This is a genomic window from Wujia sp. (assembly GCF_056872695.1).
Genome location: NZ_DBMFCD010000013.1, coordinates 38,398 through 54,307, shown reverse-complemented (window position 1 = coordinate 54,307; position 15,910 = coordinate 38,398). Strand labels below are relative to the sequence as shown.

Genomic DNA, 15,910 nt, shown 5'->3' with positions numbered 1-15,910 from the left:
TCCAAAGGACGTATACGTAACTATAAACAAAACAAATGAAATGATTAGAGGAGGAAAAAGCATGAAGAAGAAATTAGCAGTTTTAGGATTAGCTGCAACAATGATGATGTCACTGTTTGCAGGTTGTGGAGGAAAGGGAACTTCAGGAGGAAAGAATGCATCGGCGGATAAGGGTTCGGTATATTACTTGAATTTTAAGCCGGAAGCAGATGCCCAGTGGCAGGAGCTTGCCAAGATCTACGAAGAGGAGACAGGCGTAAAGGTAACCGTTGTTACAGCCGCATCCGGTCAGTATGAGACAACTCTTAAGAGTGAGATGGGTAAATCAGAATGCCCTACATTGTTCCAGGTAAATGGTCCGGTCGGCTTAGCATCATGGAAGGATTATTGTGCAGATTTGTCTGACACAGAAGTTTACAAGCAGCTTACTTCAGAGGATTTCGCTTTGAAGGATGGCGATAAGGTAGCAGGTATCGGATATGTTATTGAGTCCTATGGTATCATCTGCAATAAGAAGCTTCTTGCCGAGGCAGGTTACTCCATGGATGACATCAAGAACTTTGCAGATCTGAAGAAGGTAGCAGAAGATATTACAGCAAGACGTGATGAGCTTGGATTTGATGCATTTACATCCGCAGGTATGGATGGTTCATCAGACTGGAGATATAAGACGCACCTTGCAAACCTTCCTGTATACTATGAGTATCAGGCAGACGGAATCAACAACACAAAGGCAATCAAGGGCACATACCTGGATAACTACCGTCAGATCTGGGATCTGTACATTAATAACTCAACAACAGATCCTAAGCAGCTCAGTGTTAAGACCGGTGATGATGCAGTCGCTGAGTTCGTAGCAGAAAAAGCAGTATTTTACCAGAATGGTACATGGGCATACTCAGATATAAGCTCAGTCGGTGATGAGAATCTCGGAATGCTTCCGATTTATATCGGTGTAGACGGAGAAGAGAATCAGGGACTTTGTACAGGTACAGAGAACTACTGGTGTGTAAATGCTAAGGCTTCCGAAGCAGACATCAAGGCAACAGAAGATTTCATGGCATGGCTTTCTACAGACGATACAGCACTTAAGGCAATCTGCGGTTCACAGGGTGCAATGCCATCCGGAGCAGACGGAATGGGATTTGTTACTCCATTCAAGAAGAACCTTGAGTCAGATAACCTTCTTGTGAATATTGCAAGCCAGTATGTGGCAGATGGCAAGACACCTGTAAGCTGGAACTTCACAACAATGCCTTCTGAGACATGGAAGAACGAAGTAGGATCAGCTCTTACTGTATATGCTTCCGATCAGACAGATGCGAATTGGGATCTTGTAAAGAAAGCATTCGTTGAAGGCTGGGCTACAGAGAGTCAGGCAGCAGGAAACTAGGATCAGGAAGCCTGATAAAACAACCTGTAATTAAAAAGGGAGGAGACAGTTCCTCCCTTTTTTAGAAGGTAATTGTTCAAGGGCGTAGGAGGTATAAGATGGAAAAGGCAGTAAAAAAATATTGGCCAATATTTTTGTTACCGACTATGGCTGCATTTTTGATAGGATTTATTATTCCTTTTATTGAAGGTATTTACTTGTCTTTCTGTAACTTTACAACAATCAAGGATGCAAAATTTGTCGGAATACAAAACTATATAGAAGCATTTAAAGATTCAAATTTCCTTGGATCATTTAAATTCACTACGTTATTTGCAATCGTTTCACTTGTGTTGATCAATGTACTTGCATTTTTGGTTGCTCTGGCGTTGACACAGAATATCAAAGGAAAGAATATTTTCCGTACAGTGTTTTTTATGCCAAATCTGATCGGAGGAATTGTATTAGGTTATGTATGGCAGCTGATTTTTGATGGTATTTTCGTGAAGTTTGATACAGCCCTGAAGTTGAATGAAACATTAGGTTTCTGGGGACTGGTTATTCTTGTAGGATGGCAGCAGATTGGTTACATGATGATCGTATACATCGCGGGACTTCAGGCGATCCCCGGAGATATTCAGGAAGCGGCTATGATCGACGGAGCTACCAGAATGCAGAGATTGTTTAAAATTACAATTCCGAACATGATGCCATCGATTACAATTTGTACATTCCTGACGATTACGAATTCGTTCAAGTTATTCGATCAGAACCTTGCTCTTACAGGTGGTGAGCCACTTCATAAGACAGAAATGCTTGCCCTGAATATTTATAGCACATTCTATGGCAGAGTAGGAGCTGAAGGGGTTGGACAGGCGAAGGCGGTTGTGTTCTTCATAATTGTAGTTGCGATTGGATTGTTACAGTTAAAGTTGACAAGAGATAAGGAGGTGCAGCAGTAATGAAAAAGAAAGTGATGGGAATACTTGCAACATTATTTTTTACACTCGTTTCAATTGTATTTGTTGCTCCAATCTTTATCGTATTGATTAACTCGATGAAGTCGAAGACGTTCATCAACCTTGAGACATTTAAGCTGCCTACAGAGGAAAGCTATGTTGGACTTGAAAACTATAAGACAGCAATTACCCAGTATGATTTCCTGAAAGCGGTAGGCTGGACATTGTTTATTACAGTTTTTTCAGTTGCGGTTATCCTGATCTGCTGTTCCATGACAGCCTGGTTTATAACCCGTGTTAAGAATGTTTTTACAAAAATGATTTACCTCTTATGTGTATTTTCTATGGTTATACCGTTCCAGATGGTTATGTTTACACTTTCCGGAACGGCAGACTCTCTCCATCTGAATACACCTTGGGGAATCGTAATTGTGTATCTCGGTTTTGGTGCCGGACTTGCGGTATTCATGTTCACAGGATTTGTAAAATCAATTCCGGTAGAAGTGGAAGAAGCCGCAATGATTGATGGCTGCTCACCACTCCGGACATTCTTCTGTGTAGTAGTTCCTATGATGAAGCCTACATTCATTTCCGTAGGTATTCTTGAAGCAATGTGGATCTGGAATGACTTCCTGCTTCCATACCTTGTACTTGATATTAAGGAATTCAAGACAATTTCCATTGTCATCCAGTACATGAAGGGAAGCTACGGCCGTGTTGATATGGGCGCGATTATGGCATGTCTGATCATGGCAATCATTCCGGTTGTTGTATTCTATTTATGCGCTCAGAAATATATTGTCAAAGGGGTTGCGGCTGGCGCTGTTAAGGGTTAATATATAATCACATTTTTTACAGGAGCGATTATATGACAATCAAAGATATAGCAAAATTATCTGGATACGGTATAGGTACCGTATCCAGAGTAATAAACAAACAACCGGGTGTAAGTGAGAAAGCGCGGGAAAAGATACTAAAAATTATCGAAGAGAGCAATTTTGAACCAAACGGAAATGCCAGAAAGCTGAAACGGTGTGGCGGAAATACAGTTACAATTATCATGAAAGGACGACACAATAGTTTCTTTATGGAGATTCTTGACCGGATTACGCTTTTGCTGTCAGAACTGGACGAGGTCGTATCCTGCCAGATTATCGATGAAGATGGGGACGAGGTTGCAGAGGCATTAAAATTCGTACGTGATAAAACCTCAAAAGCGATTATTTTTCTCGGCGCGAATTTAGCTCTTTTTGATGAACGTATGAATGAACTTGAAATCCCCTGTGTTGTTGCAACTACGAGTGCAAAGGAGTTAGCGTTCGACAATGTTTCTTCCGTATGTGTCGATGATGAGGCTGCAACCATGGAGCTCGTGCAGTATTTAATAGGCTACGGACACAAAGATATTGTCGTAATGGGGGGCGAGATTTCAGATAAACAGATCAGTTTCTCGCGTTATCTTGGGTGTAAAAAAGGCTTTGAAAAAAGTGGTCTGGAGTTTGATCCGGATAAGAATTATATGGCTTGCCGGTATTCGTATGAGGCAGGTTATGAGACAACAAAAAGGTTACTTGAAAAAAACATACATGTGACAGCGATTGTTGGGCTGTCAGATACAATTGCGGTTGGCGCAATTCGGGCAATCGAAGATGCCGGGAGAAAAGTACCGGATGATATATCGGTGGTAGGCTTTGATGGTACAGTCATATCGAGATTTTACACACCGAGAATTACAACAATGGGTCAGGACATAAACAGCATTGCGAAGCGGAGTGTGGAGCTTTTGATGAAGCATATACATTACACACTGGGGTGTGAACATGATTATGCCCCACACAATCTGATCGAGGGCGAAAGCGTACGCAGAGTATAATTGTTTTGCCTTGACGTATATGGAGGACATATATGGATAAAACAGCAGGAATATTGTTCGCGATTTCCAGTCTGCCATCAAAGTATGGAATTGGCTGCTTTTCCAAAGAAGCATATAAATTTGTGGATTGGTTAGTGGAAGCTGGTCAGACGTTCTGGCAGATTTTACCTTTGGGACCTACCGGATATGGAGATTCTCCATACCAGTCGTTTTCCACATTTGCCGGGAATCCGTACTTCATAGATCTGGAAACATTAATTAGCGAAGGTTTATTGACAAGAGAAGAATGTGATAGTGTTGACTTTGGAACAGACGAACAGTCTGTTGATTATGAAAAACAATATAATGGACGGTATGTATTGCTCCGCAAGGCTTGTGAGAGAAGCGGGCATAAGAACAGTACAGAATATAAGGCGTTCTTAGAGAAGAATGAAGCGTGGGTGTATGACTATTGCTTATATATGGCAGTAAAAAATCATTTTGGCGGAATGAACTGGACTGAATGGCCGGAGGCAATTCATAGTCGTACAGAAGAAGGTTTACGTGAATATAAGGAGAAGCTGGCAGACGAGATTGATTTTCAGTTATTTATGCAATTCCAGTTTTTCAACCAGTGGTATAAGCTCAGGGCTTACGCCAATAAAAAAGGAATTAAAATTATCGGAGATATTCCGATTTATGTATCATTGGATAGTGCAGATGCATGGTCGCATCCGGAATTGTTCCAGTTAGATGAACAATGTACACCGAAGGCTGTTGCGGGATGTCCGCCGGACGGATTTTCGGCGGATGGGCAGATGTGGGGAAATCCTCTTTATGATTGGGATTACCACAAAAAGACAGCGTATGCATGGTGGATCGAACGGCTTTCATTCTGCTTCGAGTTATATGATGTTGTACGTATTGATCATTTCCGTGGTTTCGATGAATATTATTCCATCCCATATGGGGATAAGACCGCGGTAAATGGCAGTTGGAAGAAAGGTCCGGGCATGGATTTGTTCCATACAATCGAAAAGAAGATTGGCAGAAAATCCGTGATTGCGGAGGATCTTGGCTATATAACGGATACCGTCCGTAAGCTTGTTGCGGATAGCGGGTTCATGGGGACGAAAGTGTTGGAATTCGCATTTGACACAAGAGATACGGGTTCGGCGAGGGAGTATTTACCTCATAATTATATTGAGAATTGTGTAGCTTATACAGGCACGCATGACAATGAGACACTGGTCGGCTGGTGGCAGGAGGTCGATGACGAAGGCAGGAAAAAAGCAAGAGATTATCTGTGTGATTACTATACACCGGCAGATAAAATGTATATTCCGCTCATTGGCGTAATCATGCGAAGTAATGCGAAAATCTGTATTGTTCCAATTCAGGATTACCTTGGCTTAGACAACAAGTCGAGAATGAATACGCCTTCTTCGGTTGGCAGCAATTGGAGATGGCGGGTAGACAGCAAAGCGTTAAATAAGACTTTTGCCAAGGAGATAAAAGCGATTGCGGTTCGCTATGAACGCTGTAACTAATTGATAACTGACGATTTATTGAATGCGCCCCGGGTTTTATGTTACCTGGGGCGTTTTTCATAGATATGCCGGATAAGCAGAAAAGCCTGCAGGATTATCTTAATATGGCGGACCAGTCTATGTATGAGAATAAGAGAAAAAAGAGGAAAACATAAAATAAATTCATCGGAGTAACAGTATCAGCGCGTAGCGGAATGGAGGAACGTTAAATGGGAAGAAATACAAATGTAGAGGTGTTTGAGGATACAGAGAAGATGTGCAGGGAACATACACGGTTGGTGGAAGGTGTGAAGAAATCCAGGGCAGGGCAGAAACTGATCCTGGAGAAGGAACCATTCCCCACACCAAAGCTCAACATCTATGAAGAGAAAGCACACGTTGTTGTATCGAAGAAACGTAGTCTGGAAGCTGCGCGTGCTTATAAGGGCACGAAAACGGCCGTGCATAATTTTGCATCGGCGAAGAATCCGGGCGGCGGAGTTGTGAATGGTGCCAGCGCACAGGAGGTATGCCTGTGCCGGTGTTCGGATCTGTATTTCTGTCTGAATACAAGTGAGATGATGGACAGCTTCTACCATCCGCACCGTGCGATGTCGAGCCTGCTCTATAACGGCGATGTCATCTATACACCGGATATCATCGTATTCAAAAGCGATGATGCGTCCCCGCGCACGATGCCGGAGAAGGACTGGTACGAGGTTGATATAATCACCTGTGCCGCACCGAATCTGCGCCACGGAATTCCCGGCGGAAACACAAGTTTAAGAACCATTCATGAGACACGCCTGCGCCGGATGCTGGATATCGCAGTGACAAAGGGCGTGGAGTCGATTGTGCTGGGTGCTTTCGGATGTGGTGTATTTATGAATGATCCTGCTATTGTGGCAGATGCTTCGAAGCGTGTGCTGAAGGATTACTTATATGCATTTAAGAATATCGAATATGCAGTATATTGCAGCCCGAAGAATGACTCGAATTATCAGGCATTTCGCCGGACACTCGCGGAGTATTGTGGGTGATTGAACTACCCGTTCAATGACACGCCCGGATTCCTGCGGTAGACTGCAAATATGAAACAAAAAGAAAATGCAGTGAATGAAACGGAGGAATGAACGATGCAGAAAATGACATCCGCTTATGCGAACAAGATGCTTCGCAGTCTGGAAGAAGATAAGAATTATTGGCTGAAGAAGGAATCGGAATCAAGCACGTATGTGGCCGCGGTGGACGAAGAGCCGGTGATTCCGGATTACGATTATGCTACGGTTGCTGCAACGATTGCGGAGATTGATGCGAAGATGGCAGTCATCAAGCACGCTTTGAATCTCGCAAATGCAACCGCGAAGGTGCAGGTTGGCGACACGGAAATGAGCGTGGATACGATCCTTGTGAAGATGGCGCAGTTGAACAGACGTAAGGCAGTTCTTGATTACATGCGGAAACAGCTTCCGAAGTCAAGAGCATCGCAGGGAGGATACTTGTCCAGAAGCACGTCGCCGGAGTATCGCTATATCAACTACGATCTCGATACCGTGAAGAAGGACTATGAGCAGGTCGCGAAGGAGATTCTGGATATGCAGATGGCTTTGGATATGCACAATCAGACGATTCAGTTTGACGTGGATCTGTAAGAAGGATTCCGAAGCAGGACAGACAATATACGTGCATGTATATAAAAAATAGAATGGTTATTGTTCAAGGTAAATGCTTATCTGTTATCCGTTATCTGTTATATGTTTTTTGTTCATGGATATAATAAATAAGGGATGTCTGACAAACAATTTACTTATCTAACATTTTAATTGTTCTGCTTGAAAACCTGCGGGAAACCGCGTGCGGAGGTTCGGTTACAGGCACATAATCTGATTGAATACGATAATTTGGAAGAGAGGACTGGGAAGGGGGCTCTCTTTTTTGCAATAAGCCGTCATGATAAAAGGCGTGGAATAGGAGTCTTTTGCTTGAAAATTATACAACAGCTACAATGACACGAGGGCACAAATGGGGTAAAATGAATAATACCATGTTCCATGATAGATATATTATTCTGGATTATGGAACAAAAAGTGAAAAAGTCTATCATTGCGGAGCATCATCAAGAGATGCTGGGAAGACAACTTGTACTTAAATAAGACAGAGAGACGCTCCTTTTGCCCCCAGTATTGTGACAAAAGAAACGTCCCGAAAGGAGAGCAGTTATGATGAATGTAGCAGAGATTATGAAGCGAGGAGCGGAGAACAAAGAACTTCCGCCATGGGTGAATATGCGCCATGCGTGGATGGTGAATGACGGATTGCGCGACAAAGATCTGGAATATCCGGAAAATGTTGTACAGATCAAAAATTTAGATTATAAGAAGAAATTGGATGCAGATCGGTTTGCTGCGATTTTGGATAGCTGGAAGATGGATAAGCAAAGGGAGATGTTGTATGCATCATCCGGGGATGCGTCGGACATTGATTCCGATAGCTATGTATCGAACAGTCTGTTTGATCTTTGTGTGCCGGCATCCTATATGGGAGCCTCGGATAAAGCATATCCGGTGATCGTCAGTGTGCATGGTGGTGGCTGGTTTTATGGAGATAAGGGACTGTATAGCTATTATTGCTGTCATTTGGCACAAAGCGGATTTGTAGTTGTGAATTTTAATTATCGTTTGTCACCGCAGAATAAATATCCGTCTGCTATAGAGGATGTGGCATATCTTGTAAAATATATTGATGATTATGCGCGGGTGTTTGGGCTGGATATGAATCGGTTTTTCATGTTGGGAGATTCGGCGGGAGCACAGCTTACTGCGCAGTATTGTATTGCTGCGTCAAATCAGGAATATCGGAAGAAACTGGATTATTTTACCTATGATAAACGACCAGCCAGAATCTGCTTGAATTGTGGTGCATACGATATGGGAAAGCGGGATGATACGATCTCAAACTGGTATCTCAGAAAAGAGAATTCACTTGTTGTTTCCAAAGAACAGTATCAGTTGTTTATGGAGCAGTTAGCTTATATGAATGTAGATTTCCCGGAAACATATCTGATGTACAGTGAGAATGATGATCTGCGGTTTCACACGATAGAACTGGATAAGAGGATGAATGATATTGGTGTGGCGCATGTGACGCGGGCATTTGGCGCTGGGCATCCGGAAAGTGGTCATGTATTTCATCTGAATCTTCGAAATTCGGATGGTGTACAGTGCAATGAGGAAGAGTGTTCTTTTTTCAAAAACAAATAAAACAACAAGTTAAATGATTAGTAGAAAAATACGCAGGTACAAAGTGCTTGCGTGTTTTTTTATAAATACAAATTGACAAATTATAGAATTATTATTATACTAAAATAGTAATAATTACTATTATTAAAAGTTAAAACAAAGGGGGAACCTGTTATGGAAAATAATAAAGTGAATGCAAAAAAAGCGGTTATGATCGGCTGTGGATTTGTGGGATCGGCATCCGTCTTCGCTTTGATGCAGAGTGGATTATTCACAGAGATTGCATTGATTGATGCAGACAGGAACAAAGCGGAGGGGGAGGCAATGGATATCAGCCATGGAATTCCATTTGCTTCACCGATGCGGATCTATGCGGGAGATTATGACGATGTTGCGGATGCGGCAATCGTGATTATCTCCGCGGGAGCCGGACAGAAACCGGGGGAGACAAGACTGGATCTTGTGAACAAGAATGTAGCTATTTTCAAGTCCATCATCCCGGAGATTGCAAAGCGGAATTTCAATGGAATCCTGCTTGTGGTAGCGAATCCGGTCGATATTCTGACACAGGTGGCAATCAAGTTGTCCGGACTTCCGGAGCAGCGGGTGATCGGTTCCGGCACAGTGTTAGACAGTGCCAGACTGAAATACAAGTTAGGCGAACATCTGTCTGTGGATAGCCGGAGCGTGCATGCATTTATCGTGGGCGAACATGGCGACAGCGAAGTCGTTGCGTGGTCGTCTGCGAATGTCTCCGGTGTGGAGTTAAGCGAGATGTGCGAGATGCGTGGACATTACCAGCATAAGGAAAATACGCGGGAGATCGCAGATGCGGTAAAGAACAGTGCATATGAGATCATTAACCGGAAGCATGCAACGTATTATGGAATCGCGATGTCTGTAAGGAGAATCTGCGAGGTGATCATGCGGGATGAGAAATCGATCCTGCCGGTTTCGCACATGATACATGGTGCGTATGGTATCGAGGATGTGGTGCTGAGTATGCCTGCGATTGTCGGTGCAGATGGTGTGGAGACAGATATTCCGATCAAGTTAAGCGGCGAAGAGGCTCTGAAATTAAAGGAATCGGCAGATGCATTGCAAGAGATTCTTGCATCGCTGGAGTTATAGAAGGAGGAATCGTCATGGATTTACGGGTTGGAGTGTCCGCGGTTGCTATGAACTGGCTGATTATGTTATATTTCATTATTTTATTTGCGGAACGTGTACAGAGCATCGTGCGTTCCATAAGGGATAAAGATTTGAAACTGTTCGGAAGCGGCTTCGATAGTTATGTGTATCTGGCTGTGCTCTTATCGCTCGCTGCATTTCTTGTTTTATTGGCAGTGGGGAATGCAGCGTTCCTGCAATCATTATTTACGATGGATATGAACGTGTATCGTTCCATTGATTACCGGATGCTTTCCATAACCGCAGGAGTCATTCTTGTGTCCGGAATGGTACATACGGAATATACGATTCCGGGAATCCAGTTTGCATCTTACGGAATGCTGATTGTGGCTTTGATTATCAAGACGGCATGCGTAAACGCACAGGCGAAAGACAGTGTATTGTTATGGATGTCACTGATCTATCTGATATTATTTTCCATGGCAATTCCAGTTATGTATCATTCGGAAATTGAGAAAGCCACACTCTTTCATGTGATAGAAGCGGTTGTTTCACTTGCACTTGTTGCCGCGTTTGCAGTCTTGATGTACAAAGTGATGATAGGAAATGCAGTCAATCTGTTCTATGTAATTCCGATTGCTATTGCCGTAATCGGAGATACAATCATCGTGGCAATGCGCTGGAAAGAAAAGGTAAATGGCTTTGTTTTGATATTCCTGATCGCAGCGTCGGTCATGTGGATTGCCGGAAGGATTGCGGCCGCGGTGCGCCTGCATGGATAGAATATAAAAGTTGTTGATAAAGATAGAATGAAACTGTTGTCAATGTTAAGTTATGCAAACATTGACAGCAGTTTTTGTGTGTACAGCTTTGTCGAAGTATGATAAAATCAAACATAAGTATGTAATCATTTTCTAAGAGAAAACAGGGAGGAACGAATGAAAGAATTATTGCAGTTTTTATTAGGAATCGTACTTACAATTATCGGCGTGATTATCTTCTTGCAGAACGTCGTTGTGAGCAGCTTCACGCTATTTTTCCGGATGGGACGCGTGAATGTTGGAGGTATTCTGATTGTACTCATCGTTGTGGCATTTATCACATTTATCGTGAAGCCGAACATGCTGACCGGACTTTCACTGATCGGTTTGTGCATTGCATTTTTTGTATGCCTTGTCATTTCGCTGAACGTATCTATGCGTTATATGACAGGTCTGGAGCTGGCACTGATCCTCGGCACGATCGGCGTCGGTGTCGGATTCATCATCAAGGGTCTGCTCGGTGTAAACAAGGCAGACAAGCAAAACAAGAAAAATAAATAATTTGGCTGGACTTTTACATCTGGCAACAAGGTAAAAAGAATGGTTCAATAAAAAAATAGAGGAGAAACTTGCAAAACGTATTGTGAATTGTATATATATGGAAGTGCCACATTCTGATAATATAAATATGTTTGAAACGTAGAAGTACTTGATGTTCTGTAAGTAAAATAGCAATGTTTGAACACGATGTTCAAACAAACCGCCACTGAGCCATGGATGGCGAATTGGCGGTGGTTGCGTTCGGTATCAGAAGGTAAATCAGAACATCTAGAACTTCTTGGTTTCAATACATTTTATATTATCAGAATGTGGCACGGACATATACACAATTCACAATATGTTTCGCAGAACAAAGACAGATGATTTTAAATGTTGAGAACTTAACGCACGGTTTTGGTGACCGTGCGATCTTTAATAATGTATCGTTCCGCCTGCTTGCGGGCGAGCATATCGGCCTGGTCGGCGCGAATGGCGAAGGAAAAAGTACGTTCATGAATATCGTGACCGGTACACTCGCACCGGATGAAGGAAAAGTAGAATGGAACAAACATGTGCGGGTTGGATACTTAGACCAGCATGCCGTGCTGGAGAAGGGCATGACGATCGAGGATGTCCTGAAGTCTGCATTTTCATATCTGTTTGATATGGAGCAGAATATTAATGAAATCTATGAGAGCATGGCAGATGCGACGGACGATCAAATCGCGGAGATGATGGAAGAGGTTGGTACGCTGCAGGATATGCTGACGAACCACGATTTTTATATGATCGATGCGAAAGTCGAACAGGTGGCGCGGGCGCTCGGACTTCTGGAACTGGGGCTTGACCATGATGTGATGGATTTAAGTGGCGGACAGCGTACGAAGGTACTGCTTGCGAAGCTGCTTTTGGAGAAGCCGGAAATCCTGCTTCTGGACGAGCCGACGAATTATCTCGATGCGGAGCATATCGAATGGCTGAAGCGGTATCTGCAGGAATATGAGAATGCATTTATCCTGATCAGTCATGATATTCCGTTCTTGAATGATGTCGTGAATATCATTTATCATATGGAAAATCAGGAGCTGAACCGCTACGTCGGAAACTATGATAAGTTCTTGGAAGTTTATGAGGCGAAGAAGGCACAGCAGGAGGCTGCCTACCGGAAACAGCAGCAGGAGATCAATGAGCTGAAGGATTTTGTGGCAAGAAACAAAGCACGCGTTGCCACAAGAAATATGGCGATGTCGAGACAGAAGAAGCTTGACAAGATGGATGTGATCGAGCTTGCCAAGGAGAAACCAAAGCCGGAGTTTTACTTCAAGGAAGCCCGGACACCGGGTAAGATGCTTTTTGAGACGGAGGATCTCATCATCGGATATGATAAGAATGCACCGCTTTCCAAGCCAATCAATCTGCGGATGGAGCGCGGCGAGAAGATTGCGATTATCGGAACAAATGGAATCGGTAAAAGCACATTGTTAAAAAGTCTGCTCGGGATCGTACCGGCATTATCCGGTAAGGTGGAACTGGGCGACTATCTGTATAAGGGATATTTCGAACAGGAGATGGCAGGCACGGACAATACCTGTCTGGAGGAGATCTGGCAGGAATTTCCGGGATATTCCCAGTATGAAGTACGATCCGCATTGGCAAAATGTGGCCTTACAACGAAGCACATCGAGAGCAAGGTGCGTGTCTTGAGTGGTGGAGAACAGGCGAAGGTGCGTCTGTGTAAGCTTATCAACCGGGAGTCAAACCTGTTGATCTTAGATGAGCCGACAAACCATCTGGATGTGGAAGCGAAGGACGAGTTAAAGAGGGCTTTGAGGGAATATCATGGTTCCGTGCTTTTAGTTTGCCATGAGCCGGAATTTTATTCGGATATTGTGACGAAGGTATGGAATCTGGAAGAGTTCAGCCGTCTGGCTGTGTAAGACGGAGTATAGGGGAGGTACAAATCAAATGGCATCAAATAAGAAGATTCTAAAGAAATTAGCAGAGGAACTGCAGATCCCATTTACAGGGAAAGACAAAATGCTGCACGGGGGTTATCGCGGTTATACCGTTGCGTTAGAACCACACCAGACTTCCTCGACACGGGTAATGCTGCTTGCGTTCTCGGTTGCAAATGAGTCCGGACCGGCACCGTCGGAAGTGTGGGAAACCATGCGGGCAGTGCTTCCGCAGGGAGGGAAGATCTCAGCGAAGAAATACAGTGTCTGCCTGGTGATACCGGTGACTGCGAATGCGGCAAAGAGTGTACAGCTACTAAAAAATATCATAGATGGCATGCTTGCGAAGTTTTCCACGTATGGGTATTATAACTGTGACGCGAGAGGCGTGCAGGGACCGACAGATGTCTATCAGGTGGAGGACGGATTTGCATTTCTTAATTCGGAGTCCGCGGTTATGATGCAGCAGTCATTAGACAAACACCGGGAAGATGCGTATGTTGTACGGGAGAATTATGCGTTCGGTCTGCTCGGAGCAATCGGCGGTGGCGTTCTGGGCGCGCTGCTGATCTTCCTGATTGCACGCATTGGATTTGTGACGACTTATGCCGGAATTGCGATGGGAGCCGCGGTGATCTATGGATATAAGTGGAAGGGCGAAAAGCTTTCGCTCATAAGCTTTCTGTTATGTGTTGCGGTATCAGCGGCATGGATTTATCTGGCATTCCGGGTAAACATGGCAATGGTAATACAGGCATCTGAACTTTCAGACCATTACTATAGAGCTTCTTCGTTCCAAAGCTGTTTTGTACATGCGAAGGAGCTTATGAAGTGGTCTGGCAATCTGGATACCTATTATGAAAGTCTTATCAAAATGATGGCGTTTGGTATGGTCGGCGTTCTGGCATTTGGCTTTACAGAAATACAGGGACAGCGGAAAAAATATAAGATGAAAAAAATGTAGAATACGATAGAAGAAAGACGTGATTCGAAAAGAGTTGGCAAATATGCTTCAAAATCATGAGAAAAACGGAATTTTTTGTGCAATTTCAAGGTGGTTACGGACAGATTCGTCAAAATTCATATAAAAAATTCATATAATCAAAAAAAATTGCTAATATATCCAAAAATATTCTATTCTTTCCGAACCTCATTCTAAATATAATGAATTTAGTCAATGAGACAGGGAATGATTCAAAAAAAATGTACAAAATGAACAAAAAGTACGAAGGAACATTTCAACAAGTATTTCATTCATAGGAGGAAAGAGTATGAAGAAGAAAAAAATCTTAGCTGTAATCGCAGCAGCAACAATGGCACTGTCAATGGTAGGATGTGGATCATCAGGTGGTGGTTCTTCATCAAGCGGAGTTGCAAATAAGGATAAGCCGCTTGTATGGTACAACCGTCAGCCTTCCAACTCATCAACAGGAGAGCTTGACAAAACAGCCCTTAACTTTAACAAAGATACTTACTATGTAGGTTTCGATGCGAATCAGGGTGCTGAGCTTCAGGGTGAGATGGTACTTGACTACATCAAGAAGAATGCAGCAACCATCGACCGTAACGGTGATGGCGTAATCGGATATGTACTTGCTATCGGCGATATCGGACATAACGATTCCATCGCACGTACAAGAGGTGTTCGTTCCGCACTTGGAACAGGCGTTGATGCAAATGGCGCAGTTGATTCAGCACCAGCCGGTACAAACGTAGATGGATCTGCAAAGGTTGTTCAGGATGCAACACTGGAAGTAGATGGAAAGAAATACACAATCCGTGAGCTTGCTTCACAGGAGATGAAGAACTCTGCAGGTGCTACATGGGATGCAGCAACAGCAGGTAACGCAATCGGTACATGGACAGCTTCTTTCGGTGATCAGATCGATGTAGTTGTTTCTAACAACGATGGTATGGGAATGTCAATGTTCAATGCTTGGGCAAAGGACAACAAGGTTCCTACATTTGGATACGATGCAAACAGCGATGCAGTAGCAGCTATCGCAGAAGGCTACGGCGGAACAATTTCACAGCATGCAGACGTTCAGGCTTACCTTACACTCCGTGTTCTTCGTAACGCACTTGACGGTGTAGATGTAGACACAGGTATCGGTACAGCAGATGAAGCTGGCAACAAGCTTGACGAGGGTGTTGATTACAGATACTCAGCAGAAGAGAGATCTTACTACGCATTGAACATTGCAGTAACAGCTGATAACTATCAGGATTTCACAGACTCAACAAAGGTTTATGACAAGGTTTCTAAGCAGCTCGACTCTAGCAAGAGCCCAGAGAAGAAGGTATGGCTTGATATCTACAACGCTTCTGATAACTTCTTAAGCTCAACATACCAGCCACTTCTTCAGAATTACGATGATCTTCTGAATCTGAAGGTTGATTACATCGGTGGTGATGGTCAGACAGAGTCTAACATCACAAACCGTCTTGGTAACCCTGGTGAGTACGATGCATTTGCAATCAACATGGTTAAGACAGACAACGCAGCATCTTACACATCAATTCTTAACAAGTAAGAGAACTGATTGAACGAACGGTAAATGATTTAACCAAA

14 protein-coding genes are annotated in these 15,910 nt (G+C 43.4%); all 14 read left to right on the top strand.

The genetic code is table 11. The features are described 5' to 3' along the window. Positions 1 to 61 precede the first annotated feature (61 nt). The 14 genes from ACZQK9_RS11590 to ACZQK9_RS11525 all read left to right on the top strand — a co-directional run bounded on the left by ACZQK9_RS11590 (position 62) and on the right by ACZQK9_RS11525 (position 15,872). Positions 62 to 1,393, top strand: coding sequence for an ABC transporter substrate-binding protein (locus ACZQK9_RS11590; RefSeq protein WP_483270664.1), 1,332 nt, complete (start codon positions 62 to 64; stop codon positions 1,391 to 1,393). 98 nt (positions 1,394 to 1,491) lie between these two features. Next, a complete protein-coding gene (locus tag ACZQK9_RS11585; RefSeq protein ID WP_021984042.1) occupies positions 1,492 to 2,334 on the top strand; it encodes a carbohydrate ABC transporter permease in 843 nt (280 codons plus the stop codon). Further along, complete coding sequence (locus ACZQK9_RS11580) at positions 2,334 to 3,167, top strand: carbohydrate ABC transporter permease (protein ID WP_021984043.1); 834 nt, start codon at positions 2,334 to 2,336, stop codon at positions 3,165 to 3,167. The genes ACZQK9_RS11585 and ACZQK9_RS11580 overlap by 1 nt, the downstream gene beginning before the upstream one ends. 32 nt (positions 3,168 to 3,199) lie before the next feature. Next, positions 3,200 to 4,204 carry a LacI family DNA-binding transcriptional regulator gene (locus tag ACZQK9_RS11575; RefSeq protein WP_483270663.1) on the top strand — a complete coding sequence of 335 codons (1,005 nt, stop codon included), beginning with the start codon at positions 3,200 to 3,202 and terminating at the stop codon, positions 4,202 to 4,204. Positions 4,205 to 4,236: 32 nt separating this feature from the next. Next, a complete protein-coding gene (gene malQ, locus ACZQK9_RS11570; protein WP_483270662.1) occupies positions 4,237 to 5,733 on the top strand; it encodes a 4-alpha-glucanotransferase in 1,497 nt (498 codons plus the stop codon). Between the two features lie 209 nt (positions 5,734 to 5,942). After that, positions 5,943 to 6,752, top strand: a complete 810-nt coding sequence (locus tag ACZQK9_RS11565) for a TIGR02452 family protein (protein ID WP_483270661.1) — start codon at positions 5,943 to 5,945, stop codon at positions 6,750 to 6,752. 96 nt (positions 6,753 to 6,848) lie between these two features. Continuing rightward, positions 6,849 to 7,364 carry a hypothetical protein gene (locus ACZQK9_RS11560; RefSeq protein WP_238298052.1) on the top strand — a complete coding sequence of 172 codons (516 nt, stop codon included), beginning with the start codon at positions 6,849 to 6,851 and terminating at the stop codon, positions 7,362 to 7,364. 567 nt (positions 7,365 to 7,931) lie between these two features. Further along, positions 7,932 to 8,972, top strand: coding sequence for an alpha/beta hydrolase (locus ACZQK9_RS11555; RefSeq protein ID WP_483270660.1), 1,041 nt, complete (start codon positions 7,932 to 7,934; stop codon positions 8,970 to 8,972). 153 nt (positions 8,973 to 9,125) lie between these two features. Then, entirely contained in the window at positions 9,126 to 10,082 is a 957-nt protein-coding gene (locus ACZQK9_RS11550) for an L-lactate dehydrogenase (protein WP_483270659.1), read from the top strand. A 14-nt stretch (positions 10,083 to 10,096) separates the two neighbouring features. Continuing rightward, positions 10,097 to 10,864, top strand: coding sequence for a hypothetical protein (locus ACZQK9_RS11545; RefSeq protein WP_483270658.1), 768 nt, complete (start codon positions 10,097 to 10,099; stop codon positions 10,862 to 10,864). Positions 10,865 to 11,020: 156 nt separating this feature from the next. After that, the gene (locus tag ACZQK9_RS11540; protein WP_216507281.1) at positions 11,021 to 11,404 is read left to right on the top strand and encodes a hypothetical protein; all 384 of its coding nucleotides are present in this window, start codon (positions 11,021 to 11,023) and stop codon (positions 11,402 to 11,404) included. Between the two features lie 359 nt (positions 11,405 to 11,763). Further along, positions 11,764 to 13,320: an ABC-F family ATP-binding cassette domain-containing protein gene (locus ACZQK9_RS11535; RefSeq protein ID WP_483270657.1), complete on the top strand. Its 1,557-nt coding sequence runs from the start codon at positions 11,764 to 11,766 to the stop codon at positions 13,318 to 13,320. A 28-nt stretch (positions 13,321 to 13,348) separates the two neighbouring features. Beyond that, complete coding sequence (locus ACZQK9_RS11530) at positions 13,349 to 14,302, top strand: hypothetical protein (RefSeq protein WP_483270656.1); 954 nt, start codon at positions 13,349 to 13,351, stop codon at positions 14,300 to 14,302. A 307-nt stretch (positions 14,303 to 14,609) separates the two neighbouring features. Continuing rightward, positions 14,610 to 15,872, top strand: a complete 1,263-nt coding sequence (locus ACZQK9_RS11525) for a substrate-binding domain-containing protein (RefSeq protein WP_021985018.1) — start codon at positions 14,610 to 14,612, stop codon at positions 15,870 to 15,872. Positions 15,873 to 15,910: the final 38 nt, after the last annotated feature.

What these genes read in the sequence shown, in the direction of transcription:
- ACZQK9_RS11545 (WP_483270658.1), top strand. Translation starts at nt 10,097, where the DNA reads ATGGATTTACGGGTTGGAGTGTCCGCGGTTGCTATGAACTGGCTGATT.
- malQ (WP_483270662.1), top strand. Translation starts at nt 4,237, where the DNA reads ATGGATAAAACAGCAGGAATATTGTTCGCGATTTCCAGTCTGCCATCA.
- ACZQK9_RS11590 (WP_483270664.1), top strand. Translation starts at nt 62, where the DNA reads ATGAAGAAGAAATTAGCAGTTTTAGGATTAGCTGCAACAATGATGATG.
- ACZQK9_RS11580 (WP_021984043.1), top strand. Translation starts at nt 2,334, where the DNA reads ATGAAAAAGAAAGTGATGGGAATACTTGCAACATTATTTTTTACACTC.
- ACZQK9_RS11535 (WP_483270657.1), top strand. Translation starts at nt 11,764, where the DNA reads ATGATTTTAAATGTTGAGAACTTAACGCACGGTTTTGGTGACCGTGCG.
- ACZQK9_RS11525 (WP_021985018.1), top strand. Translation starts at nt 14,610, where the DNA reads ATGAAGAAGAAAAAAATCTTAGCTGTAATCGCAGCAGCAACAATGGCA.
- ACZQK9_RS11530 (WP_483270656.1), top strand. Translation starts at nt 13,349, where the DNA reads ATGGCATCAAATAAGAAGATTCTAAAGAAATTAGCAGAGGAACTGCAG.
- ACZQK9_RS11540 (WP_216507281.1), top strand. Translation starts at nt 11,021, where the DNA reads ATGAAAGAATTATTGCAGTTTTTATTAGGAATCGTACTTACAATTATC.
- ACZQK9_RS11575 (WP_483270663.1), top strand. Translation starts at nt 3,200, where the DNA reads ATGACAATCAAAGATATAGCAAAATTATCTGGATACGGTATAGGTACC.
- ACZQK9_RS11550 (WP_483270659.1), top strand. Translation starts at nt 9,126, where the DNA reads ATGGAAAATAATAAAGTGAATGCAAAAAAAGCGGTTATGATCGGCTGT.
- ACZQK9_RS11560 (WP_238298052.1), top strand. Translation starts at nt 6,849, where the DNA reads ATGCAGAAAATGACATCCGCTTATGCGAACAAGATGCTTCGCAGTCTG.
- ACZQK9_RS11565 (WP_483270661.1), top strand. Translation starts at nt 5,943, where the DNA reads ATGGGAAGAAATACAAATGTAGAGGTGTTTGAGGATACAGAGAAGATG.
- ACZQK9_RS11555 (WP_483270660.1), top strand. Translation starts at nt 7,932, where the DNA reads ATGATGAATGTAGCAGAGATTATGAAGCGAGGAGCGGAGAACAAAGAA.
- ACZQK9_RS11585 (WP_021984042.1), top strand. Translation starts at nt 1,492, where the DNA reads ATGGAAAAGGCAGTAAAAAAATATTGGCCAATATTTTTGTTACCGACT.